22 protein-coding genes and 5 pseudogenes are annotated in these 25,020 nt (G+C 56.6%); 18 read left to right on the top strand and 9 right to left on the bottom strand.

Annotation, left to right across the window (positions count from 1 at the left end; genetic code table 11):
• Positions 1–204 precede the first annotated feature (204 nt).
• The 5 genes and pseudogenes from ACODNH_RS20145 to ACODNH_RS20125 all read left to right on the top strand — a co-directional run bounded on the left by ACODNH_RS20145 (position 205) and on the right by ACODNH_RS20125 (position 2,400).
• Positions 205–846, top strand: a pseudogene (locus ACODNH_RS20145) (IS6 family transposase).
• Positions 847–1,110: 264 nt separating this feature from the next.
• Positions 1,111–1,254, top strand: a pseudogene (locus tag ACODNH_RS20140) (M20/M25/M40 family metallo-hydrolase); the annotation flags it as partial.
• 62 nt (positions 1,255–1,316) lie between these two features.
• Positions 1,317–1,481, top strand: coding sequence for a hypothetical protein (locus tag ACODNH_RS20135; RefSeq protein ID WP_434531645.1), 165 nt, complete (start codon positions 1,317–1,319; stop codon positions 1,479–1,481).
• Positions 1,482–1,587: 106 nt separating this feature from the next.
• Positions 1,588–1,875, top strand: a complete 288-nt coding sequence (locus ACODNH_RS20130; RefSeq protein ID WP_434531644.1) for a hypothetical protein — start codon at positions 1,588–1,590, stop codon at positions 1,873–1,875.
• Between the two features lie 3 nt (positions 1,876–1,878).
• A complete protein-coding gene (locus ACODNH_RS20125; RefSeq protein WP_434531643.1) occupies positions 1,879–2,400 on the top strand; it encodes a winged helix-turn-helix transcriptional regulator in 522 nt (173 codons plus the stop codon).
• Here ACODNH_RS20125 and ACODNH_RS20120 read toward each other — a convergent pair.
• The 5 genes from ACODNH_RS20120 to mmsA all read right to left on the bottom strand — a co-directional run bounded on the left by ACODNH_RS20120 (position 2,397) and on the right by mmsA (position 6,467).
• Positions 2,397–2,939, bottom strand: coding sequence for a hypothetical protein (locus ACODNH_RS20120; RefSeq protein ID WP_434531642.1), 543 nt, complete (start codon positions 2,937–2,939; stop codon positions 2,397–2,399). The genes ACODNH_RS20125 and ACODNH_RS20120 overlap by 4 nt on opposite strands.
• The gene (locus ACODNH_RS20115) at positions 2,939–3,226 is read right to left on the bottom strand and encodes a hypothetical protein (protein ID WP_434531641.1); all 288 of its coding nucleotides are present in this window, start codon (positions 3,224–3,226) and stop codon (positions 2,939–2,941) included. The genes ACODNH_RS20120 and ACODNH_RS20115 overlap by 1 nt, the downstream gene beginning before the upstream one ends.
• On the bottom strand, positions 3,216–4,079 hold the full coding sequence (locus ACODNH_RS20110; RefSeq protein ID WP_434531640.1) for an FAD:protein FMN transferase: 864 nt from the start codon (positions 4,077–4,079) through the stop codon (positions 3,216–3,218). Before ACODNH_RS20110 ends, ACODNH_RS20115 begins: the two co-directional genes overlap by 11 nt.
• 5 nt (positions 4,080–4,084) lie before the next feature.
• Positions 4,085–4,474, bottom strand: a complete 390-nt coding sequence (locus ACODNH_RS20105; protein WP_434531639.1) for a hypothetical protein — start codon at positions 4,472–4,474, stop codon at positions 4,085–4,087.
• A 538-nt stretch (positions 4,475–5,012) separates the two neighbouring features.
• Positions 5,013–6,467 carry a CoA-acylating methylmalonate-semialdehyde dehydrogenase gene (gene mmsA, locus ACODNH_RS20100; protein WP_434531638.1) on the bottom strand — a complete coding sequence of 485 codons (1,455 nt, stop codon included), beginning with the start codon at positions 6,465–6,467 and terminating at the stop codon, positions 5,013–5,015.
• Positions 6,468–6,771: 304 nt separating this feature from the next.
• Between mmsA and ACODNH_RS20095 the strand changes: the two genes are divergently transcribed.
• The gene (locus ACODNH_RS20095) at positions 6,772–7,269 is read left to right on the top strand and encodes a cupredoxin domain-containing protein (RefSeq protein ID WP_434531743.1); all 498 of its coding nucleotides are present in this window, start codon (positions 6,772–6,774) and stop codon (positions 7,267–7,269) included.
• A 991-nt stretch (positions 7,270–8,260) separates the two neighbouring features.
• On the opposite strand, the pseudogene ACODNH_RS20090 reads toward ACODNH_RS20095, so the two are convergent.
• A pseudogene (locus ACODNH_RS20090) lies at positions 8,261–8,895 on the bottom strand (IS6 family transposase).
• Positions 8,896–9,079: 184 nt separating this feature from the next.
• Between ACODNH_RS20090 and ACODNH_RS20085 the strand changes: the two are divergent.
• From ACODNH_RS20085 to ACODNH_RS20060, 6 genes and pseudogenes are all read left to right on the top strand, one after another.
• A pseudogene (locus ACODNH_RS20085) lies at positions 9,080–9,421 on the top strand (thiamine pyrophosphate-binding protein); the annotation flags it as partial.
• Positions 9,422–9,589: 168 nt separating this feature from the next.
• Entirely contained in the window at positions 9,590–10,390 is an 801-nt protein-coding gene (locus ACODNH_RS20080; protein ID WP_434531637.1) for an electron transfer flavoprotein subunit beta/FixA family protein, read from the top strand.
• Positions 10,387–11,361, top strand: coding sequence for an electron transfer flavoprotein subunit alpha/FixB family protein (locus tag ACODNH_RS20075; RefSeq protein WP_434531636.1), 975 nt, complete (start codon positions 10,387–10,389; stop codon positions 11,359–11,361). The genes ACODNH_RS20080 and ACODNH_RS20075 overlap by 4 nt, the downstream gene beginning before the upstream one ends.
• 244 nt (positions 11,362–11,605) lie before the next feature.
• Positions 11,606–11,914, top strand: a pseudogene (locus tag ACODNH_RS20070) (Fe-S oxidoreductase); the annotation flags it as partial.
• A gap of 244 nt (positions 11,915–12,158) precedes the next feature.
• The gene (locus ACODNH_RS20065) at positions 12,159–12,461 is read left to right on the top strand and encodes an FAS1-like dehydratase domain-containing protein (RefSeq protein WP_434531635.1); all 303 of its coding nucleotides are present in this window, start codon (positions 12,159–12,161) and stop codon (positions 12,459–12,461) included.
• Positions 12,458–12,823 carry a MaoC/PaaZ C-terminal domain-containing protein gene (locus ACODNH_RS20060; RefSeq protein ID WP_434531634.1) on the top strand — a complete coding sequence of 122 codons (366 nt, stop codon included), beginning with the start codon at positions 12,458–12,460 and terminating at the stop codon, positions 12,821–12,823. Before ACODNH_RS20065 ends, ACODNH_RS20060 begins: the two co-directional genes overlap by 4 nt.
• Positions 12,824–13,843: 1,020 nt before the next feature.
• On the opposite strand, the gene ACODNH_RS20055 is transcribed toward ACODNH_RS20060, so the two are convergent.
• A complete protein-coding gene (locus ACODNH_RS20055) occupies positions 13,844–14,635 on the bottom strand; it encodes an IclR family transcriptional regulator (RefSeq protein WP_434531633.1) in 792 nt (263 codons plus the stop codon).
• 958 nt (positions 14,636–15,593) lie between these two features.
• On the opposite strand from ACODNH_RS20055, the gene ACODNH_RS20050 reads away from it, so the two are divergent.
• Together ACODNH_RS20050 and ACODNH_RS20045 are read left to right on the top strand one after the other, a co-directional pair.
• A complete protein-coding gene (locus ACODNH_RS20050) occupies positions 15,594–15,749 on the top strand; it encodes a hypothetical protein (protein ID WP_434531632.1) in 156 nt (51 codons plus the stop codon).
• Positions 15,749–16,171: a Zn-ribbon domain-containing OB-fold protein gene (locus ACODNH_RS20045; protein WP_434531631.1), complete on the top strand. Its 423-nt coding sequence runs from the start codon at positions 15,749–15,751 to the stop codon at positions 16,169–16,171. The genes ACODNH_RS20050 and ACODNH_RS20045 overlap by 1 nt, the downstream gene beginning before the upstream one ends.
• Here ACODNH_RS20045 and ACODNH_RS20040 read toward each other — a convergent pair.
• Both ACODNH_RS20040 and ACODNH_RS20035 read right to left on the bottom strand, forming a co-directional pair.
• A complete protein-coding gene (locus ACODNH_RS20040) occupies positions 16,168–16,581 on the bottom strand; it encodes a hypothetical protein (protein ID WP_306711722.1) in 414 nt (137 codons plus the stop codon). The genes ACODNH_RS20045 and ACODNH_RS20040 overlap by 4 nt on opposite strands.
• A gap of 232 nt (positions 16,582–16,813) precedes the next feature.
• On the bottom strand, positions 16,814–18,106 hold the full coding sequence (locus ACODNH_RS20035; protein ID WP_434531630.1) for an MFS transporter: 1,293 nt from the start codon (positions 18,104–18,106) through the stop codon (positions 16,814–16,816).
• A 429-nt stretch (positions 18,107–18,535) separates the two neighbouring features.
• Between ACODNH_RS20035 and ACODNH_RS20030 the strand changes: the two genes are divergently transcribed.
• From ACODNH_RS20030 to ACODNH_RS20015, 4 genes are all read left to right on the top strand, one after another.
• Entirely contained in the window at positions 18,536–19,438 is a 903-nt protein-coding gene (locus ACODNH_RS20030) for a TAXI family TRAP transporter solute-binding subunit (protein WP_434531629.1), read from the top strand.
• Between the two features lie 30 nt (positions 19,439–19,468).
• Positions 19,469–21,835 carry a TRAP transporter permease gene (locus ACODNH_RS20025; protein ID WP_434531628.1) on the top strand — a complete coding sequence of 789 codons (2,367 nt, stop codon included), beginning with the start codon at positions 19,469–19,471 and terminating at the stop codon, positions 21,833–21,835.
• A gap of 343 nt (positions 21,836–22,178) precedes the next feature.
• Positions 22,179–23,747 (top strand): long-chain-fatty-acid--CoA ligase, encoded by a 1,569-nt coding sequence (locus tag ACODNH_RS20020; RefSeq protein ID WP_434531627.1) that lies wholly within the window; start codon positions 22,179–22,181, stop codon positions 23,745–23,747.
• 103 nt (positions 23,748–23,850) lie between these two features.
• Positions 23,851–24,990, top strand: coding sequence for an acyl-CoA dehydrogenase family protein (locus ACODNH_RS20015; RefSeq protein WP_434531626.1), 1,140 nt, complete (start codon positions 23,851–23,853; stop codon positions 24,988–24,990).
• The last annotated feature ends 30 nt before the right edge of the window (positions 24,991–25,020 follow it).

Genomic DNA, 25,020 nt, shown 5'->3' with positions numbered 1-25,020 from the left:
CTGCCGTCGACCATAGTCAGCGTTGGCGTGTGTACAGAAATGCTACCATATCGATCGGCAGGCTTTCGACCCGCTTCCGTGTGGCGAGCAGTGACTGTTGTGATTAGCCGGCTGCCGCTGGGTGGCTGTGTCCGACTTGAACGTTTGCAACCGTGGGTTCAGATAGAGATTGAAGAGTGAGGCGTAGCGTTTTCTGCGTGCTCTATGCCCGAAAACGCTAGCTACAGCAGTAGCATCGCCCAAATCGACTTAGATTTTGTGGAGCGAGAAGCGACACCGCGACTGCTGATGAAGCTGAGTAGTCAGTTGCATCCACGGCTTAGCCGGACTATCACTTTCGAATACTGTTTCTATTCTTGAGGGATTCGGCGTCCAATGCGCTGGTTCGGCTGTGCATAATTGGGTTCACAAGGCTGATTTACAGCCCGAAGACGGCCGGTCACAGAATCACGTTGTGGTTAATGAGACTGGGATCCAACTCAATGATGAACAGTACTGGCTGTACGCCGGTGTCGATTCACAAACAAATGAATTGCTTCATACAAAGCTTAGACCGACCACTATGAAGGTTCTCTCTAGTCTAGTCTCACCGAACTCAGCGAGAAATACGACATTGACGACGCCGCGTTTCTCGTCGATGGCTCCAAATCGTTACAGGCGGCGTGTCACCGATACGGAGTGGATTTCAGATACGAAAAACATGGAAATCGGAACACTGTGGAACCTATATTTAGAGAAGTAAAACGGCGAACTATCTGTTTCCCAAACTGTTTCAGAAACGCTGCAGCAGAAACAGCCGACGATTGGCTTTGGTCGTTCAGCCTTGCGTGGAATCAGCTAATCTGAACACGAGGGTCTAAACTATCCATAGTACAGTAGTCCTCCTCGAACTGGTAACAAATTCATTGATATCAGGTACCGCTTGGGGCTACATGGGATGCTGTCCGAAGCTGGTAGACAATAGCATCGTCCCGAGTACTCCCACAGCCAGGCAAGCCGTCTGAGCGATGCCATATTGCCAGACGGCGTCCATTTCCCAGTTAGATTGACGAATATGCCCCGTAAAATGCCTGAAATCTCTGTCAGCCGGAATCCAAACGAGGTACTTTTGATAGTAAACGGTACGGGCAGTGCGCCTGCGGCATGAAGGGTGGACTCGCGGCCGTGATGGTCGCGTTTAATCCGCTCGCCGACCGTGACCTTGCCGGCGACGTCCTGCTCACGGCCGTCGTCGACGAGGAGGGACCCTATGGCCCTGTCGGAGCTGTTCGGTGGTCCACCCACCACGGTTGAGACGGACCTGACCGTCGGCATCTGTGCCCCTGAGGAGGCCCGCCACCGCGCCGCCCACCCGCCTCTCGCTCGCCGCCAGCCTATTCGCCGTCGGGTTCGCTGCTGCCGGAATACTCCGGCCCAGCACGGCGCTCGGCGTCGTCGGTGTCACTGGTGGCGTCCTCGCTGTGGACGACGTTCCTATTTGATTGGATTCGACGGTTGAACGCTAACCGTTTTCACCGATACCATCATCCGTTGACCTGTACCGACCGCCGAGCACGTCGCACCGGCCGTATGCACAGACAGTAACGTATGCCACTCGCTCAACTCCTCGAACAATACATTAGTCTCGGTATCTTCGTCCTTGCAGGGGGACTCAGCCTCCTCAGCCTCCTCGCGTGGCGACGGGAACGCGATAATCGGATGCGAATCGTCACACTCGGATACACGATGTTCGCCGTCTACGGACTCATCGTGTTTCTTGAGTACCCGCTGCTCCCGTATATCCCGTATGCGACGCTCGAATTGGTCGAACACGGGAGTGCAATCTTGATTCTCGGTGGCCTCCTGACGTTCTTCGTCGCCCTCATGCGAGACTGAGCAATGTCGGAACCGGACCTCGAACTAGACTCTCGGCGGGCGATCTACCAGCGAGTAGCTGACACGCCGGGCGTTCACTTTCGCGCGCTCCTCGACGATCTTGAGTACGCGCAGGGGACGCTCCAGTATCACCTCCGCTGGCTCGCTGACGAAGGGCTGATCGATGTCTCGGACGACGGCAAGTACACGCGGTACTACCCCGCTGCCGAGTTCGACGAAGGCGACCAGGCAGTGATGAACGCGTTGCGACGGGAGTACAGTCGCCGCATCCTCGCGCACCTTCTTGCGGACGGCCCGCTCTCGACAACCGAGCTCAGCGACCGCCTGGACAAGGCGCAATCGACCATCTCGTGGCATCTGTCGAAGCTCTCTGAGGCCGACCTCGTCACGAAAGAGCGCGACGGTCGCAGCGTCGTCTACGAGGTCACCGATCCTGATCAGGTCAAATATCTTTATACGATTCACCAACGCTCGTTCACCGACAAGGTCGTCGACCGGATCCTTGGCCTCTGGGACGGCTACTAAGTCGAGATCGTGTTCGATGAACTTTTGCGAAGCATCAGCAGGCGCAACAGGAGCACGTACACGAGAAACGCAACTGAGGGCCCCAGCAGGGGGCGGATCAGACCAGTCAAATCAGTCCCGACCGCTGCCGCGTGAACCGTCCCGAAAGTGAACCCGGCGTATGCGAACGAGTGGACGACACGTGGCCCCCACGGCCGCTCGAAGCGTTTCGCGTCAGTAAAGCCAAGCACCGCAACAACGAGCATGAGCAGTGCACCGCCGCCGACAGTAATCCCTCCAAAGAAATACGGCATCGAGTACGCCGGTGCTGGAACCTGACCGGTGACGACGAACCACGCGTCAAGGATACCAAGCCCCGCGTGGAGTAGCGTAACGATCATCGCAAACACAGAGAGTTCGATGTGTATGCGTTGGGCGGCCTCATGCAGCACGCCGAACGACTCTGTGTTGTAGAGGACACCGGTGAGTACCGCCAGGTACAGCACCGGATATGCGACGAGCGCGGCACCCCGGTCAAGGAGCCAGACAAACTGCGACATTACGATGCCCCCGTCGTCTCGACGACATCTGGGCACCCGTCTGAGTCCTGAAACCCGTTCGCTGATTCCGGACGGGTCGGACACTGGTCGGTGGAGTCGTTGATGCCATCCCCGTCGTAATCCGCCGGTGCCTGTCGCTCCGAAACGGTCTGAGCGACGAGGTCGCTTTGCTTCTCTTCGGTCGCTTGGGCGGCACGAACGCCGCTGATTTGCCAAAGGGCCGGAACGGCCACAACTAGCACGACGATTGCGATAATAGTGATTCGCTGTTTATGTTTACCTGACATGTGTCTCAAACCCGTCTGTCGTGTGGAAGACGCCATCGTGAATAATCAACGCCTCCATCCCATCCCACTCGGTGGCTAATTCATGTGCCTCATCAAGAGGGAGTGCGGCCAACGTCGTCGCTAGGGCATCAGCTTCCATACAGTCTCGACGCGCGACAACGGTAACGGACTCGTGGCGCGAGCCGAGCGACTCGGTAGTCGAGTCATATATGTGGTCCGTGCCGTTTCGTGAGCGTCGGTATCCGCCGGATGTCGCGACGTGCCAGTCCGTCTCCAGAATCTTCAGCGGTGTGTCGTCGCCGTACGGGCTCTCAATTGCGACCGGGCCGGTCGGCGGAGACATATCTCCCCCGCCGCTGACGAACCCACGTCGACCGAGACCTGCGAGTGTCTTGCTAGCACGATCGACAATATACCCCTTCGCGAGACCATTGAGGTCAAGTTCGACATCAGTAGCGACCTGAGAGCCGCTAACGCAGACAGATCCAGTGTTAAATTCTGTGGGCGGTGTTTCACTGTCGCCACGCAGGAACGTTTTGAGTTCCTGCTCAATGCGGCCCTGATGGATATCAAACACTCCATCGGTCCGATCCTTGTATTCGAGTCCACGGCGAACGATACGGGCAATGTGCTCATTCACGACCTCTCCTCCGCGGTTAAGTTTGCTGACGGCACTCGCTTCATCAAAGGCGTTCAGCTGAGCTTCGAGTGACTCGGCCGTGTCTCGCGCCGCGGTCACCGCAGCGCCGGCCCGGACACCCGTCGCCTGGACTCGAAACGTCGTATCACAGCAATCGAACTCGCGGCGACTGTCTCCGAACCGTGTAGTGAGCGATGCGAGCGATTCCATCATCTTGGTCACTCGTCCTCTTCGTGTTCTTCGTCCTCGTCTTCCGCTTCGTATTCTTCCTCGTGGTCTTCGTCGTCCTCGTCTTCCGCTTCGTATTCTTCCTCGTGGTCTTCGTCGTCCTCGTCTCCGTCATACTCCTCGTGCTCTTCCTCCTCGTAGCCGGATTGTGTCTGGACTGCTGGCGTGAACTCCTGATTGGGCGTTGGGGTATCGGCAGCAACTTGTTGAGAAGCGTCCGACGCGGACGTTCCAGACGGGTCAGATTGCCCACCAGATTGCCCACCAGTTTGCCCGAGGCCGACGCCGGGCATCGCAAGGCCACCAGCCACGATGGCTGTGAGGAGGGCACCTGCCAGCGTGAAGGCGACGAGTTTGTTATTGGGGACTGGAATGCGCATGATCAGTTGCACCCCGTTCTAGAATCACTACCCTCGACATGTCGGTCGTTGTTTCCTGCCATTGCAAATATGAGGTGAAGACCGGCTTAGTAAGCCGTTCGCGTCCAACCCTCGAATCTTCGTACAGCTATCGAATCTATTGAACATTGAATGGTCGCAGCCGAGATTCACAGACCAGAGATTGCGATTCAATTCGCTGAGTAGCAACACTATCGAGAAGCTCGGGAAAACGTTGATATAGTTGTTCGTTCGACACGAAGGGGCGAATGAAAGATCGTCTGAAACGCATCGACTGAGTTTCTGTTCACTGGTCTGGCTGAAACCACGAATCATAGGCCCGCTAAACCTGCTATAGCATCAACTTCCAATCATGCGTAGTGGTTGAGACTAGCTCTCTCAATGCATCAAGTCTTGGACTCTGTCGGAGTTGAGGCAAGCCCTCTCTCAAAACAGTTGTAACCTTCAGATCAAATCTTCGTCGAAGCAGGTAACATATTCTTCCCCCGCGAGACGGAGAGGGCCGCGATCGGTCTACGATTCAGGCTGAGGGCCAGCGCTCGATATAAATCGTCTCGTCAGTGTAAAACCGAATCATATCATCGGCCTGTGCGTGGAGGTCACCGAAGAACGAAGCCTTCCGCCCACCGAAGTGGAAGAACGCCATTGGAGCGGCGGTACCGGCGTTCACTGCCAGATTCCCCGCCTCCGCGTCCTGGCGGAAGGCTCTGGCTTCCGCGCCCCGTTCGGTGAAGAGACTCGCGGCATTACCGAACTCGCTGCGGTTTAGTCGCGCGATGGCGTTCTCGAAGGTTTCGTAGCTGGCAAGTGCAATGACTGGGCCGAATACCTCCTCACGCGAGATAGCGAACTCCTCCTCGACATCGCCGAAAACTGTCGGGCCCAGGAAATTGCCGTTGGGATACCCATCGACGGATACGTCACGACCATCGCGAAGCAGGGTCGCACCGTCATCAATTGCGCTGTCGATGAACTCCCGAACGGAGGACTCGTGTTCGGGCGTAATGAGCGCACCCATGTCCACGTCGTCAAGACCATAACCGACTGTCATCTCGTCGGCCTGCGTGGTAAGTTCCTCGGCGAATTCCTCGTAGACTGACTCGTGGACGAGGACAACATCGTTGGCCAGACAGCGCTCACCGGCACAGGCACACGCCGACGAGAGCGTCTTTTCCGCCGCGAACTCAATGTCAGCGCTGTCAGAGACGATAACATGATTCTTCGCACCGCCTTGCGCTTGGACGCGCTTGCCGGCCGCGGCGGCCGTCTCGTAGATGTGCTTGGCTACCGGTGTCGATCCCACAAAGGAGACGCCTGCGACGCCCTCGTGGGTGATGAGCTTGTTCACCGTATCGACGCTGCCGTTGACCAGATTGACGACGCCGTCGGGAAAGCCGGCCTCGTCAAGGAGTTCGAACATCCGCTGGATGACAAGTGGATCCCGCTCAGACGGTTTGAGGATGAACGTGTTGCCCGTCGCAACTGCGTACGGGAGAAACCACAATGGGATCATTCCGGGGAAATTGAACGGTGTGATGGCGACGAATGTCCCGAGCGGCTTTCGCACGGCAGTCTCGTCGATATCGGGAGCAGCGTTCGGTAAGTGGCCTCCCTGCATCATCGAGGGGACGCCACAGGCGACTTCGACGTTCTCGATGCCCCGCCGGAGTTCGCCCATCGCCTCCTGCTTCGTTTTCCCGTGTTCAGTGACAAGAATCTCCGCGAGTTCCTCCTGATGATTTTCCAGCAGTCGTTTGAAACGGAAGAGCGGCTGAATTCGCTCTTCGACCGCTCTGTTCTGCCAAGATTCGAATGCCTCGGTGCCGGCGTCGACAGCGCGATCCACATCAGCATCGCTGCTGTAGGTCAGTTCGGCCAGAGTGTCACTTGTCGCAGGGTTGACGATGGGTTCGCCGTCGCCGCCGGTGGTGTCGACCCACTCGCCGCCGACGTAGTTTCGGATCTGCCGTGTCATACCTCACAGTTTTTTACCATATTACTTCAACATCGGTGTTGCGTCAGACATAAATTAACAAACCATCTACACTTCAGGTTAAAATGGCAATTTGGTATCTAGTTTCAATTGCGATATATAAATTTGAAACGGTCAGCATAGGTTTTATACTACACAGTTGTCAAGCAAAAATTCACGCCCTAAGACCGCTCTCTGACTCAGTTCTCATAGCAATCATAAACGAATCCCCGAAGAGGCGGACTGCTTCGCGAGCGGTGGGTTTGACTCCGAAATCGCTGCTCGGTCCGAATAGACGGATCCCGGACTGCTTAGTCCGGGCGACCGATTTGCGCACCAGTTTACCGTCCCTGGACACTATCACTACTGTTGTCTTCCACATGAGGATTTTGAGACGATGGCTGGAAAAGTCGTGGTTCGGACGTCGGCAGGCGAAATTCCACCCCCTCCCAAAGTCGTCGAGCCCGATACCGACCACGTCATCCAGATGGGCCTGATGGGATACTACCCGGGGTCACTGACAGTCCAACCGGGTGACAGCGTCGGGTGGGTGAACGGGACGGGGATCGCTCACTCCGTGACCGGCGAGGATGGCAGACAGGTGATTCCCGAGGGTGATGATAGGGTGTTCCCGGAGAACGGCGAGTACTTTGCAAGTGGAGGTTCGCTTCGGCAGAGGCTGCGGTTGAGGACTGGGGAACAGCGCGAAAGGGCGATATACTTCCAGAAGAGCCATTCATTCATACGTTTGAGGAACCGGGTACGTATCCGTATCTGTGCCTCCTACATTCTCTTAATATGGTAGGGACTGTGACCGTACGCGAAATGTGAGCTACCTGCTTTAGAAACCTCGACGTTCAGGGCAACCTCATGTACTCTCGGGAAACGGAGATGGCTGCGTCGGACTGGCTGATACGAACAATAGACAGACTATGACTGATGCTGTAACCACGTCTTGTATTTAGCACAATCGGATCCTACCTATCTAGATTATATGAGGAATCGAGTGCTGAATATGAAACGTTCTTCAACAGAGTGAGAATCACGGGGAACAGTTACTGCTTCGCCAAACGTTCCCGGTTCGGATGCCTGAACCGAAAACGAACAGTGTAACTTTGACGGGAGAGACTGAGCGTCCCGAATGACGACGGGGAATTTGATTGTCCCATCTGTATCGATTTTATTCATCTCAATCACGAGCTTCCGATGTGTCGTTCCATCTTGAATACGCTGATAGGGGGTGTTGAAGCTGTCACTCTGCGTTGGTGGGCTCACCAAGTAAGTGATCTGGCCGTGCTGGTCGGAATAGGTACTCGGGGTGTCGAACGCCACCGCGAACTGGTCCAGCTCGTAAGACGATGACGGATCACTGCTCGCGTTGAAGCCGAACCCTCTCGCCGGCATCGATTCTTCCGAGTCAAATTGTGGTTCCCTGTGGGTTTCGACGTACCCGATACTCTCTGCGTCGGATTGGTCCGGGAAGTCCCACGACAGTTCGTCTGCTGAGTTTTCGTGCATAACGGTCTCAAGTGTTCGTAGCCCGGTTCCCAGCAGCCCGTTACAGCCAGAAAGGGCAGCAGCGGCACCCACTCCTCCTGTAGATAGGAACTGTCGGCGCGTTCGGTTCCCCTGATTGTCTTGTGGAGGACGCGGGGATGCAGGCATGACCTCGCACAGGCCGGGGGTCGACAGCAGTTGAGACTGGTCATCTCAATGCATATGGCGTGAGCAGGTCAGGGTAATCTCAAAGAGATTAGGGTGGATCAACTGTCCAGTAGGTGTGCTTACCACCGTGTTCAGATAAGCTGATTCCATGCGAACCTGAATGACCTCATCCAATCGTTGGCTGATCCTGCTTCGGCGTTGCTGAAACAGTTTGAAAAACATATGGTTCGGCCTCTTATTTCTCTGAATACACGTTTGAAGGCGTTCCGATTTCCATGTTTTTCGCATCTGAAATCGAAGCCATGCCGATGACACACAGCCTGCAACGATCTCGAGCCATCGACGAGAAGCACGGCGTCACCGACGTCGTGTTTCGCACTGAGTTCGGTGAGAAACGAATGAGATAGAACCTCGTCTTAGTCGGTTTGAGCTCCGTATGGGGCAACTTGTTCGTTTCTGGATCGACAGCTGCGTACAGCCAATATTTCTCATCATTGAGTTGGATCACAGTTTTGTCAACCGCAACGTGATCCGGAGACTGTCCATCTTCGGGCTGTAAATTTGCTTTGTGCACCCAGTTATGGACAGTTGACCAAGCGCGTTTGACACCAAATATATCAAGAACCAAAGCAGTATTCGAGAGTGATAGTCTAGCCAGATATAACTGAATACTCAGATTCATCAGCATCTGCGGTGTCGCTTCTCGCTCCACAAAATCTAAGTCAAATTGGTCGAGACTACCGCTGAGGCTATCGTTTTCAGGCATGAATCACGCAGAAAACGCTACGCCCCACTCTTCAACCCTTATCACACTACCATGCTTACTCACGATATAATCAAGTTTAGGGATCGACTGGTTGTCAGTAATATTTGCCACATAACTGAACTTGAATACCCGCAAACCTCCGAAAACAGAGGGGTTGTATGACAGCTGGTGATGAGGTAGTCAGCGCCTTTCGGCAGAAGGCGTAGAAACTATCTTCGGCATCCCATGCAGGCAGACACTCCCGCTGAATAAGGCCATGAATGAATTTGGAATTGAGGTAGGTATGCCACGTCACGAGACTGCGGTTTCTCATAATGCTTGGGGATATGCCGAGTCAGGTGGTGAAGTTGCAGATACGATTGTCATCCCTGGTCCAGGCGACATGAATGCGACGAACAGTTTAAAGAATGTGTTAAATGACTGTCCCCCGTTGATTCATATTGCCCTCGAAACCGAACCATCGGCCCGCGGTGGTGACGGAATTCATGAAACACCACCAGCGACCTATGATAACGTGGTGAAGGAGTTCCCTCGTTGAGGTTCCAACTGACCCAACAGAAACCCAGGCTAGCGAGTGGATGGCGCAACCCCAGAAACAGTCAAATAAATAGCATTCCCTTTGACACATACTGGGTGTTGCTCCCTCCTCTATTTAATGATAAAACTTAACAATACAGCAGATTTCTGCTGTGACATGAAGATCCTTGTCACTGTCAAGGAGGTTGCGACCGTCGAGGACGACTTCGAAATTTCCGGCACGGAGATCGAGGAGACCTACCTCAACTACGACCTCAACGAGTGGGACGACTACGCCGTCGAGGAGGGCGTCCAGCTCGCGGAAGCGAGCGACGACGTCGAAGTCGTCGCGGTCACCATCGGGCCCGAGCGCAGCGAGGAGACGATTCGGATGGCGCTCGCGAAGGGCGCGGACCGCGCGGTCCGGGTCTGGGACGACGCCATCAACGATGTTGACCTGCTCGACGTCGAGACAAAGGCCAAACTGCTCGCCGCCGTCGTTGAGGATGAGGACCCGGATGTCGTGCTCTCGGGTGTCCAAGCGAACGACGACAGCTTCGGCGCGACTGGCATCGCGCTCGCGGAGACACTCGGCTACGAGTGGGCGGCCGTCGTGAACGCCCTCGACACCGAGAAAGTGCTGGAGGAAGGCGTGGCGTCCGTCCGCCGCGAACTCGAAGGCGGCATCGAGGAACTCACCGACGTCGAGCTCCCTGCCGTGCTCGCCATCCAGACGGGCATCAACGAGCCGCGGTACGCGAGCCTGCGCGGCATCCGGCAGGCCCAGTCGAAGGAAACTGACGTCCAGAGCCTTGAGGACCTCGGGCTTGGCCCCGACGATGTCACGAGCGACCTCGACGTCACGGCGATGTATGAGCCGGAGACCGAGAGCGACGCCCAGTACCTTGAGGGCGACGCGGGCGAGCAGGCGTCCGCACTGGCTGATGTACTCCGCGAGAAGGGGGTGGTCGGCGAATGAGCGACGTACTCGTCGTCGCTGACCACCGCCGCGGCGACCTGCGGGACGTCAGCTTCGAGTTGCTAACCGCGGGCCGCGAGCTCGCGGACGCTACGGGCGGTGACCTCCATGCGGCCGTCATTTCCGGGGGTGTCGAGGAGTTCGCCGAGTCGCTGAACCGCGAGGGTGTCGACCGGATTCACACGGTTGAGTACGGCGAGGAGTTCAACCACGACGTCTACACGCAGGCGGTCGTCGCGCTTGCCGAAGAGCTCGATCCCGAGGTCGTCGTGACGCCGAACAGCGTCAATGGCCTCGACTACGCGCCCGCGGTCGCGATTCGACTTGGGCGCCCGTACGTTTCCGACGCTACCGGCCTCGACCACGCCGACGGCACCCTCGAAGTCACACGCGAGATGTACGGCTCGAAGGTCGAGACCACCGTCGACGTCGCAGAGGGGCCGTTCGTGGTGACTGTCCGCGGCGGCGAGTGGCCGCCCACTGCGGGCTCCGGCGACGCCGAAATCTCGGCGTTCGACGTGGACGTCGACGAGGACGCGATCCGGTCAACGGTAAAGGGCTTCGAGGAGGTTGGCGGCGGCGACGTCGATATCGCCGAAGCGGAGTTCCTCGTCTCCATCGGCCGCGGCATCGAGGAGGAGGAGAACCTCGCACTCGTCGAGGAACTCGTCGAGGTCACCGGCGCGACGCTCTCGTCCTCACGCCCCATCGTGGACAACGGTTGGCTGCCAAAGAACCGGCAGGTCGGCCAGTCCGGCAAGCAGGTCACGCCGGACGTCTACCTCGCCATCGGCATCTCCGGCGCCGTCCAGCACGTCGCCGGGATGAAAAGCGCGGATACCATCATTGCGGTGAACACGGATCCGAATGCGCCCATCTTCGACATCGCAGACTACGGCGTCGTCGGCGACCTCTTCGATGTCATGCCCAGACTCATCGAGGAGTTCGGCGGGGAACCACCGGGCGTCTGAGGTAGTACCTCGGGACAAAGCGCGAATTTTTATGTCAAACTATTCGAGACTCAGTAGCGCCGACTGAGATAATATCGTCTCAGTCTCTCTCTGAGTGGTTGCCTGGACTTGATATATGCCCTTGTACAGGTTAGCGCGAGCCGGGGCCGAAACGCGGCCCACGTTCTGGCGCATCGGCCACGTCGGCGAGGAGGGCCTCTTCGAGATGGTCGCTGAAGAAAACATCGAGGTATTCGAGAACTGCGTCGACGAGATGCCGCGCAACCGTTCCGATTCGTTCTGCTGCGGGGGCGGCGGCCTTTAGGACTTCGACGAGGACAGCAAGCCCAGCTAGGAACGCCTCCGCGAGGCGTTAGAGGACACGGACGCGGGACCGGACATCGACCGCTTCGTCGCCTGCCCGATGTGCATGATGATGTACGAGGACGGCCGGAAGACCGGCGGCTACGAGGACGACATCGAAATCACGGACGCCACCGAATCGCTCGTCGAAGCCATCGAGGCGAAAGCGACAGAGACGAATACCGGAGAGATGGCATTGTCTTTCCCGTGATGAGGGGTTGCTGTGTAGTTGGGGATTTCTGGACTTAGTCGAATTCGGCTCCTAAGACAGAGATTCCATGTGGTCGACGAGAGAAAAGCAAGTGGCCCCGAACACGAGAGGGTAAACTGGTTGAGCCAGATTGGACTTTTTTGAGCGCTGCTAGCCCAAACGTAGCCGGTCCCGTCTTGATCCTCGGTAACTATGACCCGTCTGGTAGGGCAAATTTCTATCAGAACTCGTGTGCGAATTTGTGATGTGTACCGAGTACTTCTCTCGGGATCGTCCCGAGGGCATCGATTATAGCCTCGGATTTGACCGTGCCCGCGTGGTTCATAGTGAACAAAAGTACGAGTATGATCGACCACTCTACGTAGGCGATGTTCTTGTCGGAGATACTACTGTCGAAGAGATCTACCAGCGGGAAGGCCGCAATGGTGGGATCATGATGTTTGCCGTCCTACGTACAGATTTCAGGGATAAAGACGGTGAACATGTACTGTCAGCGTATAATACTCGCATCGAGACGGGGGGAGCAATTGCAGGTGAGTCAGAGTGACTGACGAGTTTACGGTGGGCGATTTGTTCGAGCATACCGTCACGGACGTGGGCCGGGCGGATTTTGTGAAGTACGCTGGAGCGAGTGGCGACTTTAACCCGATCCACTACGACGAACCACACGCGAAGCAAGCGGGCTACGACTCTGTGTTTGGACAGGGAATGTTTTCGGCAGGGATCGCATCACGCTCCGTCCGCGAAGTTCTCGGTCTCCAGCATCTCGACGAATACCGGACACGATTCAACGCTCAGGTCTGGCCTGGAGATACTCTCTCTACCACAGTTGAGGTAACAGCAGTAGATGAGACAGATGAAGGAACGCATGTCGAAGTAGAATGTCACGGTCATAAATCAAGACGGTGAAAAAGTGGTTACGGGGAGTGCTGTTGCCTCCCTGTGACACCCTCGTGCCGTGAGCGGCGTGGCTTTTCGACATAGGAATACTGGTTAACGACCGATAGCTCGTTCCAATCAGTTCTGGACAGGAAGACCGCTTGTTACTAAGAACAGGGTGTCAGTGAGAATTTGGTGGCGCTCTGAATCTCGAAAGAGAGCTGAACTAGTGTATTTGGAACCGCATTATTGTTGTATGGTGCCAAGAAAAGCTGTTGTTTCTTAATAGGAAACGGGTTGTCGGACGATTTAGACATGGTCTATTCGATGAATCGCAGATACAGAACGATATATCCATGGGGGTAAAGACGAGTCAAGCATTTCGTCTACTAATTCGAGTGGTGTCCAAGACGTAACGACGGACGGATTATTGTTATGCTATATGTTTCTTCCCAGCTTCTACTAAGTAAAATATCATCGGGTAGAACTTACTACATATCTCTAAATCAGTTCATCCACTATTTCATTACAAACATAGCAGTGTAATTCTACCGGTGTGATATCAACTATTATGGCCCCATTACAAACATAGAAGTGTAATTCTACCAGTGTAACAGCAACCATCAGGGCCCTATTACAAATATGTCATCGAGATCTCTCTGAGAGGATAAGGCGTAGCGAAGAGCAGACTACTGGTTCGCCAACACAGATAGAAAACGGCATCTAAGAAGGCAATCTGTGTCTTATTGTTGGTATAGTTCGAAATTAATAAACATTCACTCACTAAAATTCCGAATAATGTTTAGAAAGTGTATATTCTCGACGGGCACAATATGATTGTCTGTTTCCTAACTAGAAACAAGGCTGGGCGGTCCATTACAGCTGCGATTGTCGCGATTGCGTCGACCTATGGACCGTACGTCAAACGCGTTTGAGAACTGTGCAACGCTGTATTCTCTACATTACCGCACTAAGATCGCTCGTTGAGAAAGGCAGCGTAGTACCTCAATTCAGGCGAATCCGATACCCAAAGATAGCCCTGCTTTGGTACTATGAGTGGGCGATAGTGAGCTCTATCTCATTGACAAGGCTCAAAAGAAGATTAGGATACTCGTCATCCATCGGCGACCCGCGCATTCGGTGGTTCGGACCCGAAACGACGATCGCACCGAGTACTGTTCCATCGGGCTTAGTCATAGGTGCAGCGACAGCATAGAGCCCTTCAGTGCTTTCTCCGACGCTATAGGCGACACCGCGTTCCCGAATGGTTTCGAGTTCTTCGACCAGCGCATCACGGTCTGTGATCGTGGCTTCAGTCGCACGAGGAAGGCCGTGACGGCCGATTATTTCGTCAACACGCTCAATCGAGAGCTGTGATAGAATTGCTTTCCCAGACGCGGTTTGGTGTAAGTACATCTGTGTGCCTGGCCGCGTTCGTGAGGGGACTCCATTGGCCCCAGCTTCTCGATAAAGAACGGCTGATTTGCCATGCTGTTCAGTCATACACTGGGCCACCTCTCCTGTTTCAACGGCGAGTTCTCGTACCTTCGTCTTGATAATGTTTGTACTCGGGAACTGATCTCGAACATAGCCCCCGAGATCCAGAAACTGAAGGCCCAGCTGGTACCGGTCACCTTCCTTGACAACGTATCCATGTGCTGCTAAGGTCGTGAGATGCTTGTAGACTGCACTCTTTGACAGCCCTGTTTCTGCCGCAATTTCGGTGACTCGACCACCATCATTCTCCTTCAGCGCGTCAATAATTGTAAACGCAGTTCCTAGACTCTTGATCGGGGCATCAATCTTGCCGCCCTCCGTCCGGTCTGGTGTATCGTTGCTCACACTTTAGCAGTAGTCTGCAGTCATGTGAGTGTTTCCTATTCAGAAACACCTGCCCAGACTGTCCACCTGTAACCCCCTATCAGCTATCTAAAATCAAACCAATTGTAGCGACAATGCTTCATATCAAAGAAACGTCTGTAGTTTGTTGGCTCGTGTACTCGACTGAATCCAGTGCCAATACCTCTTAGTCGCCGCTAGCTGTCAGAGAGCGGGCTGTTTAAGACCCAATACGGTGGAACATGCGTATCACACCGCATCAGTTCCAGCGTAGCTACTCGCCGATAAACTCGGGGTCTCGATCCTCGTAGAACGCTTCAATCTCTTCCCGCATATCCTTAGAGTGGCGAACAAAGAGGTGAACAACTCCAATTCGTAGTCCAATCCTGCATCTAAATTCATCTCCGCACTCACAGTGAGGGCACGCTTACCGTATTCAACTGCTTTCGAACTCTTTTCTGAGATAGTCCCCGCGAGCTCCGAGAGACGCGCTTCAAACTCGCCCTCAGGATGGGTTTCCTCAACGAGACCAATCCCTCTGTGAGGTTGTACCCAATAGAATCAAGCCCATCCTGTACACGCTGTCGACCACGCAGCAGGTGCAGGTGCCGTAGCGTTCCTTGTCGGAGACGGCGGCGCGAACGCAGTCGAGACAGCGACATACACAAGCGAGTACCCTGGGACGCGGTTCCGGCGACGCGGAGCCGAAACGACTGAAAAGTATGATGCTACCGCTTACGAGCGTGATGCGTACACCACGGTAATCGGCGGCGCAGTCGAGAAACTGGCGGAACTACCGGCTGCGATTGCGCCAGCAGCACCCGATGGCTCTCTCCCTAGTCGTGCAGCGAGCGTTGCTGACGGCGCTACTGTCTACCAGTATGCCGACAAGCTCGGCGATACCGGCGCGGCGAGTCCAGTATTTGGCCTGATCTCAGCCTGGGAGAACAACGCGAGTCCCGTGACTGTCATCGGTTTCGGCGACGGCGCTGGGGCTGACGCCGTCACAATCGAGGGATCGCTGTCAGTCGAAATTGACCGGTCGGCGACTGATATCTCCTACGCGGAGTACCTTCGGAAACGTGGGCATATTCTCCCTGACGGAGGTGCTGAGTGATGGGAGCGTATATCAGCGTCCCGACGTGGTGGCAGAATCTCGACAGTCGCTATCGGTTGACGATTGGTGAGTGCGGAGAATGCGGTGCGACAAAGTTCCCGCCTGAAGGTACCTGTATCAACTGTGCTGCCCCTGGCAGCGCGCTGGAACCGGCCGAACCGGAGGGAACTGGAGAAATCGTCGCTCACACAGTTATCGAGGGAGGACCACCGCCAGAGTTTTCGGAGCTAATTAACACCGAGGATGCCATCGGTGCGGTCCTTATCGAACTCGATGAGGGCGCACGCGTCCCTGGGATGCTTACCGACTGTGACCCGCACGAATGCGGTCGCGGCGACCGCGTGGAGGCGACGGTTCGACGCATCTACGATCAGGAAGGTATCGTCCGCTACGGTGCGAAGTTCCGACCGAAAACCGACTAGAGGTAGACCCCGTCTGGGTCCAACTCCTTGAGAATCAGTCGGAGTTCATCGTCAGTTGGCGGTTCCGTTTCGCCAACATCGTCCGCAAATTTGATCTCCCAGCCAGTCGCCTCCCGCACATCCTCTCGTCCAACGCCGGGATGAATCGATTCAACAACCATCTCCTCGTTTTGGAAGCCCATCACGGCCATATCCGTAATGACTGTTGTGAACCCTTCCGCTCGAAGACCATGCTTCTCACGGGCTCCCTCGCTGTCGATAAAGCCAGGGCTTGTGGCGAAGTCGGTTTTCTCATGGAAACGCTGGCGTTGGTAGGATGTGGTGATGGTGGTTCGTTCGACGTTGCCCGCGATTTCGCAGGCCCCGCCGCTCCCGGGAAGGCGAACGTCCGGGACGTCATAATCGCCGATGACAGTGGAGTTGCTGTCTCCGTCCCTGTCGACCTGTGCATCACTGAGAAATCTGGCACCAATCGGCCTGCTTGTAGGTAGTAATTGAAGCCGCCGTGTGGGGACTCGATGGATGCCGCACCTGAGGCCAGCACAGGGTCACCGATAGAGAGTGGGAAGCTGGAAGGGTTGGAGTCGATTGTTCCTGACTCGTAGATCAGTGAATCCTCCTAGATAGATACTATCGCTGTCGCTAATGGCCAGCGAGATGGCCTGTTTCATACTTGTGACTGTATTCAGCTATACTTTCCCACGTGGCAGTGAGAATGGCCATGAAGGTCAGAAACGAGCAAACAAACGAGGGCGATTGTTCCCCAACGATGCTCAGCAAGACAATTGCGGTTTTGATCGCACCAGTAGTCCCGACGAGTGGACTCAGACGGCTGATCCCGCCGCCGATGAGAACCGGTGTGAACGTCGACCCGACGCGGCCAAGTGCCGACCCAATACTCACAAGACCGGCGCGTAACGTCTCTGAGATACTCGTAATAACGCTTCTGTACAGAGATAGTGTCGTTCCGAATCCAAAGCCAACCAACGCACTCCCGAGGACCACGACCGGGTAGGAAGGCGCGACCCCCACGAACAAAAGCCCGACACTCATACCCAGTGTAGCACCAAGGAGTGGTTGAAAACGAGTGCTGAAGTACGCCGTCATCCGACCGCTTTGTGTCGCTGCAACCGTGTGAGCCAAACTTGCCGTCGCGACGAGCAACCCGGCCTGTCCCGGTGACCCATCAAGGACGCGTACGATGACTAGCGAGTTATACGTCAGAAACGCCGTATAGAACGCATTTGGGACCGCACGTGCGATCAACAACGCTGTAATCTGGGTGTCGAGATAGGCAATGAGATCCCGAAAGTTCGGCTGCTCGGTGGTATCTTTCGACGCCGCTCGCGTATGTGGCTCGTCAAGAAATAGGAGCAACACGAGTGCAATAGGTATCGAGATCCCGTAAAGGAAGAACGGGAGTTGCCACGCGATCGCCACTAGCGCTCCCGCGACGAGGGGAAACACCATCATCGTCACTCCAGACGTGGCAAACCGAATGCCCTGTGCTGTTGCTTCAGCACTATCTTGGAAGAGATCACCGGTACTAGTGACGATGACTGGCGTCAACCCTGCGAACCCGATCCCCTGTACGAACCGAAACACTAACGCGGTATGGAAATCTGTCGTCAATCCGACGGCCGCACCAGCAACACCGAACACTAGCAATCCAGTAACTAACACCGGTTTCCGGCCGTATCGGTCCGCGAGCGATCCGACGAGCGGAATCGAAACGATGCTCGGTGCGGAAAATGCAGTAACAAGCAGTCCGATCTTCGCACCTGAGACGGCAAACGGTCCTGTGAGAGTGTTTAACAGGGGCGAAATGAGTGCAACACCGAGCGGCGGGGTTAGGTTGGTCAGTAAGAGTAATTGGAAACTCCGATTGTAGAGGACACTAGCATCTCTCCCAAAAAGGGAAGCGAGCGAAACCACAGTGCTACGCAATTTTACGCTAAGAGCATATAAGCCGTTGGTATCCGTTCAGTTTCTCGTCGAGTTCGCCTTTGGCAAACTGCTTCGTGCGTGAAAGGTCAAGAATCATTCAGCTGCGTGACCATTGTATCGAGTGTGTACAATGCGTAATCACAAGGTAGCAACTGGTTCTGTGCTTCATAGAAGCTTCAGATGTTAACTCTAGCTGCGGGTATCATAACATATTTTTCATGGAAGACTATTTAATGTGTGACTGTTAATACAGATCCTATGTGTGGTAATCACAAATCCGATGGTGTAGTTAGACGGTCATTCCTCAAACGGTCAGTCGGTACTGCTGGAATAATCGGCACGGCTGGACTCGCGGGGTGTTTCGGTAACTCTGGCGGAGCGAGTAAGACGGGTCCTGGCTCCGACGGCGAGATGATCATGAAGACAGCCTCGGAGACGACGGCGGCCTACTCAATGAGCCAGGTCCTCGCGTCGGCAGTCAGTCAGAACTCAGATATTTCCGTGGACGCGCGACCCAGTCAGGGAACGAACCGAAACGTTTCGGAAGTCATTCAGGGGAAAACGGAGATTGCGTACGTCCAGAACTGGGCGGCGAACAAGATCCGTCAGGGCGAGAAACCGTTCGGTGACCTGGACTACCAGCCCTATCAGGTGTTCCACCTGTACGACCTAGCGTGGTTCTTGGCGACGGCGAACGACGGCTGGACCAGCGTCACGGACATCACGGCCGACTCGAACGTCTCGCCTACACCGAGCGGATCTGGGACGGCCGAGATGCTTGAGCACGCGCTCAGTTTCGCCGTTGACGACTATAACCGGACGAGTGTCGGTTACGGTGACCAGGCCGGTGCCATGAGCGGGGGACGACTCGACGCCGGTGCCGCGACGTACGTCAACCTCTCTATCGAGCCAGGGTGGCTCCAGCAGATGAAAAGCACCGTTGATCTCCGCGTCCTCAACTGGCCCGACGAGATCGTCTCGGAACTGGAAGACGACCCGGCCGTCGTCATCTCCGACATCGACATGAGCCAGTTCGAGAAATACGGCTACACGCCGGACACGCTCAGCACACCGACGCTGGCGTACAACTTCATCGTCCGCGAAGACCACGACTACGACACGCTGAAGTCGTTCCTCGAGACGCTCTGGGCACAGCGCGGAGGACTCCAAGAGCAAACCGGTCTCCTCGCGCCGATGGCAGAGGGCGACGCTTGGGTGAAGAACGCGTACCCCGGTATTCCGTTCCACCCTGCAGCAGCCGACTTCTATCAGGAGAAAGGCATTTGGTCTGACGAGTTCGAGCGCGGGAAAGAACAGTAGGGCCGAGGGCACCTCCGTTACAATTCAATTATGACCGAGACAACCGACGATCCAGCAACTTCACCGACTGACCTGCTCGCAGTCCTCTCCGAGGGGTCGCTTTCGGAACGGTTGCTGTTACCTCTCGTGTCGCTCTTCGCGGTCGCGCTCACAGGCTATACCATCTACTACGCCTGGGCTCGCCCGTTCACACAGATCATCCACGGAATGGTCTTTCTCCACTTTGGACTCTCTCTGTACTATCTTCATCTTGCCTACGAGCGCGTCGCGAAGGGTCCGTCGGTGATCACCGGCCCGATTGTCGGCAGGTGGAGCGAGTCCATGCGGACCCTGTACGCTCGGGTCGATATAGTCCTGTGCCTCGCGACGACAGTCACCTCGGCGATTGTCGGCTACTACTTCGTAGCTGGCTACGACCGACTCACCGGGGATGCGATCCTCCTCGGCTACTCGAACACGGACCTCACGCTGGGGCTGATCGTCGTCGTGATAGCTCTCGACGCCACACGACGAGCCTACGGCTGGTCAATCGCGCTGGTCGGCGTCGGGTCGGTCCTGTACGCGCTGTTCGGCTCGGTGTTCCCTGGCTTCCTCCAGCACACCGGGTTGAGTCTTCGTGACATCTCCCTGTACGGTGCGACACAGATTGAACGGTCCGGCCTATACGGGTTTATCACCCAGGCCGGTGCGAAGTACGTGGCTATCTTCATCATGTTCGCCGGCCTGGCCAGGGCGTACGGTATCCTGGATATAATCCTCGATCTGAGTCAGCGGCTCGGCAAGCGGCTTCGGAGTGGGATCGTCCACGTCGCCGTCATCTCCTCGATGGCAATGGGATCGATCACCGGGAGTGCGGCGGCCAACGCGGCGACGACGGGCAGTTTCACCATCCCGATGATGAAACGCCAGGGCGTCCGCAAGGACTTCACTGCCGCCATCGAAGCCGTCGCGTCCAGTGGTGGTCAGATCATGCCACCTGTCATGGGCGTCGCCGCCTTCTTGATGGCCGACTTCATCGGTGTCCCGTACGTCCGCATCATCCAGGCTGGCTTCATTCCCGCGCTCCTGTTCTACTTCAGCGTGGGTGTCGCCGTCCAGTTCGCCGTGCTCCGATACGGCTGGACCAGCGACAAAGGAGAAGACATTGGCGGTATCCTCGAAGTCGTGTTCAGCAAGAGTGCGCTCGTCATCACGGCGTACTTCGGCCTCGCTGTCGGCGCGTTCTCCGCGGCACGCCAGATCGCCGGCCTATCGCTCGTCCTCGCGGGCGTCGTGACGATCGTTGCACTTCTCCTAGGCCGGTACGTCCACGGTGTCGCCATGACATCGGTCAGCGGTGGGAGGGCAGAACTCACTGGTGCAGTCGAACAGTTCTTCCAGGGCCGATACTTCCTCGTGCCGATGGCAGTGCTGGTCTACGCGCTCGCCGTAATGCAACTGTCCGCACTGGCAACCGGACTGTACGCGGTGGTGACCCTGGTCGCCGTCATGTATGTCCGTGACGTGACGCTCCTGTTCATCGGTGACGAATCAGCGGACGCATGGGTGGCAGGGACGCACGATGCGACTGGTTCGACACCGTCCGTCGGCGTCACGGTCGGGAAGCAACTATTCGTCACGACAGTCAAGACCCTGCGGGGGTTCAAGAAGGGTGCACTCGACATGGCACCCCTCGTCGGTGTCCTGGCTGCAATGGGTGTCATCATCAAGATGCTCACCCAGACCGGCCTCTCCGGGAAGATCAGTCTGCGGATGGTCGCACTGGCTGGCGGGGTCCTGCTGATCGCGCTGATCCTCGCGATGCTCACCAGCATTCTGTTCGGCCTCGGTATGCCGACGCCGGCAGCCTACGTGCTCGTGGCGGCACTGCTGACGGCACCGCTGCAGGAACTCGGTGTGGCCGAAATCACGGCGCACCTGTTCGTGTTCTACTTCGCGATGCTGTCGGCGATTACGCCACCAGTAGCCGTCGGGGTCGCTGTCGCCTCGCGTATCGCGGACAGCGGTTTCCTCATCTCGTCGAAACAGGCGCTCCGCATCGGGATCGCGGGCTTCTTTATTCCGTTCGCGCTGGTCGCAAACGATAGCTTAGTCACGTGGACCCTGACCGGAACGCCCGTGGCCGCGGTCAGCGTGTTCGTCGGCGTCATCGCGCTGACAGCCGTCACCATCGGCTTCGACGGCCGACATGTGCTCGGGACTCCCCACCGTCTCGTCTATCTTCTCCTCGCGTTCGGTGCGCTGTACGGACCCGCCTTGTCTGGGTTTATCGGTGGTACGACTGCGACGATATTCCAGATTGTGACCGCGGCGGTCGCACTCGTTGGCATGGCGCTGGCCCAACTCGACCGCCTCCCCAAAGCGGTTACACCATCAGCCGAGATTCGAGAACCGTAACACCACTGACCCGACGCTTTTCGTCGCTTCTGATGCCAAACAAGCCGTGCACCTGCAAGCGGAAGTCAACTACTTTGAGGGAGGGCACCGCGGTTGGGATATCCACATGTCAGACAGATAGACCGGTATAGACCTACTTCTCGGCGTGCTCGAACAGACAGCGTCGAACACATGTTTCGCAACCCGGGAACAACCGAGTTACCATTGCTCGACGCCATCAGTAGGGCCGACATCGACTATGTCCTCGTACACGATTAGCTCGGCCCGGTGCTCGTGACGCCCCATCGAGGGAGGCACAATCGAGAAAACTTTTGTGTCGAGGTAGCAACAACAGCACACTGTCATGACAAACCTCGTAACGGAAGTGGCTGATACTGTCTCGTCCACGCCAGACTCGGTGGCACTATCCTACGACGGAACCGAACAGACATACGAAACGTTCTGGGAACGCACCGGCCAGTTCGCGGCCGCACTCAACGACCGCGGGATCGGCGAGGATGACCGCATTGCGATCTATCTCCCGAACCTCCCCCAGTTCGTGACTGCCTTCTACGGGGCCCTCCGGACCGGAAGCGTCGTCGTGCCGATGAACCCCCAGTACAAGGCTCGTGAAATCAGCCATCTCCTTTCCGATAGTGGCTCGAAAGCCGTCGTGACCCTCTCTGAAAACGCCGAAGCCGTCGCCGAGGTGCAACCGGAGACGGATGTCGAGACCGTCGTCAGCGTCGGGGCACCCGTCGAGAGCGCGACGGACTTCGAGGAGTTCCTGGCCGACGAGATGGTCCCCGTCGTCAAGCGCGCGGACGACGATGTGGCAGTCCAGCCGTACTCCTCCGGAACGACCGGCCAGCCAAAGGGCGTCCTCCTATCACATCACAACCTCGCATCGAACACGAGATCGAATACGGCGCTACTGGAACCGTCGATCAACCACGAGGACAACCTCATCGGTACGCTTCCGCTCTTTCACATCTACGGCATGTCGGCCGTGATGAACGCCGCGGTGTTCACCGGGGCAACCTATTACCCGGTAGCCGAGTGGGACCCAAAGGTCGTCTTCGACCTCATTGAGTCAGAGGCTATCACCGTGATGTACGGCGTCCCGGCCATGTTCAACGATATGATCAACCAGCCGAACGCCGACGAGGTCGACCTCACGTCGCTTCGGTTCGTCAACTCCGGGGGGTCCAGCCTCCCGATGGAAGTCCTAGAGCGGTTCGAGGAACTGTTCGAGATATCGTTGTTCGAGGGATACGGGCTCACTGAAACGAGTCCCGTCACGCACGCGAACCGACCCAGTGCACGCCGCAAAGGAAGCATCGGCCAGCCCGTCGAGAATGTCGACGCCAAGATCGTCGACCAGGACTTCGAGGAGATGCCCCGAGTCGAGGAGGGCCCCATCGACGAGTCGGAAGTCGACCTTGACGACGTGGTCGGTGAACTCGTCGTCGCCGGGCCGAACGTGATGCAGGGCTACTCCGGGCTGCCGGAGGCGAACGAACGCGCGTTCACCCACGCGGACGGAAAGCGCTGGTTCCACACGGAAGACCTGGGGTACTGGGACGAGGACAACTTCGTCTACATCGTCGACCGGGAGAATCATATGATCATCACTGGCGGCTACAACGTCTACCCTCGGGAAGTCGAAGAACTCCTGTACGAGCACGACGCGGTCGCGGACGCAGCCGTTGTCGGCACCAACGATGACCGCCGTGGAGAGACCGTCAAGGCCTTCATCGTTCCTGCGCCGGGGTATGAACCCGGGGTAGACGTGACCGAAGAAGCGATCAAACAGTACACACTCGACAACCTCGCGGAATACAAACACCCACGAATCGTCGAGTTCCGTGACGAACTGCCACGGACCACGACAGGGAAAGTCCAGAAGTACGAACTCCGAAACGACAGCTGAAGTCGGCCGTCCCGCTTTCCACAGGAATTCTATCTGACTGTCTTACCTAACGAAGGTTGGAGATATCAGAATATATTTTACACAGCACGTGTTAGTATCTGCCATGGCGTTCCAGCTATCGGACGAGCACCGTGCTATCCAGCAGGCCGTCCGTGAGTTTGGCGAAAACGAGATCAAACCGGTCGCAAAACAACATGACCAGGACGGATCCTATCCGATCGAACTCCGCAGGAAGGCTGCTGAGTTCGATTTTGTTGCCCCCCACATTCCCCTCGAATACGACGGCGCAGGCATGGACCTGTTCGAGGCAGTCCTCGTCACTGAGGAACTCTGGCGTGCCGACCCAGGTATCGGGAGTGCCGTCGGAAGTGCCGGGTTCGGGACGAACATGATCATCAAGTATGGTGACGAGTGGATGAAAGAAGAGTGGCTTCCCAAGATAGCCAATGGTGAGGCCGCCTCGTACTCGGCAATCTCCGAACCGGCCCACGGGTCGAACGTTGCGGGGATCGAAACCCGCGCAGAGAAAGACGACGACGGATACGTCCTCAACGGCACCAAGATGTGGATCACGAACGGCACTGTCGCCGACGTCGGCGTCATGATGGCCAAAACATCGCCTGACGAGGGCCACCGTGGCATCACAGCGTTCCTCGTTCCGACCGACCTAGACGGCTTCAAGACCGAGAAAATCGACAACAAACTCGGAATCCGGGCGTCGGACCTCGCTGAGGTCATCGTTGACGACGTTCGCGTTCCCGAGGAGAACGTCATCGGCGAAGTCGACAAGGGCTTCTATCAGCTCATGGATTTCTTTGCATCCGGGCGCACTCGAGTGGCCTCCCAAGCTGTCGGGGCTGCCCAGGCCGCCCTTGACGCCGCCCTCGACTACGCGGACGAACGCGAGCAGTTCGGCCAGAAGATTGGCGAGTTCCAGGCCATCGAGCACAAACTCGCCGAGATGGCGACCAACATCGAGGCCGCCAGGTCGCTGACTTACCGCGCCGCCTCCCAGGTCGAGAACGGCGACGACGACCTGGCAGCCAAGTTCGCCAGCATGGCGAAGCTGTTCGCCGCCGAGCACGCCGTCGACGTGGCCGATGAAGCCATCCAGGTCCACGGCGGTGCAGGCTATGTCTCCGATCACCCGGTCGAGCGCTACTATCGGGACGCTCGCATCACGAAGATCTACGAAGGGACGAGCGAGATTCAGAAGAATATTATCGCTGACCGTCTCCTATAACGGAGAAGAAACGTCACCTCTCGTAGGACA

Source organism: Haloarcula sp. NS06, assembly GCF_051122755.1.
Taxonomy (GTDB): Archaea; Halobacteriota; Halobacteria; order Halobacteriales; family Haloarculaceae; genus Haloarcula.
This window is presented reverse-complemented; position numbering and strand designations above follow the sequence as displayed.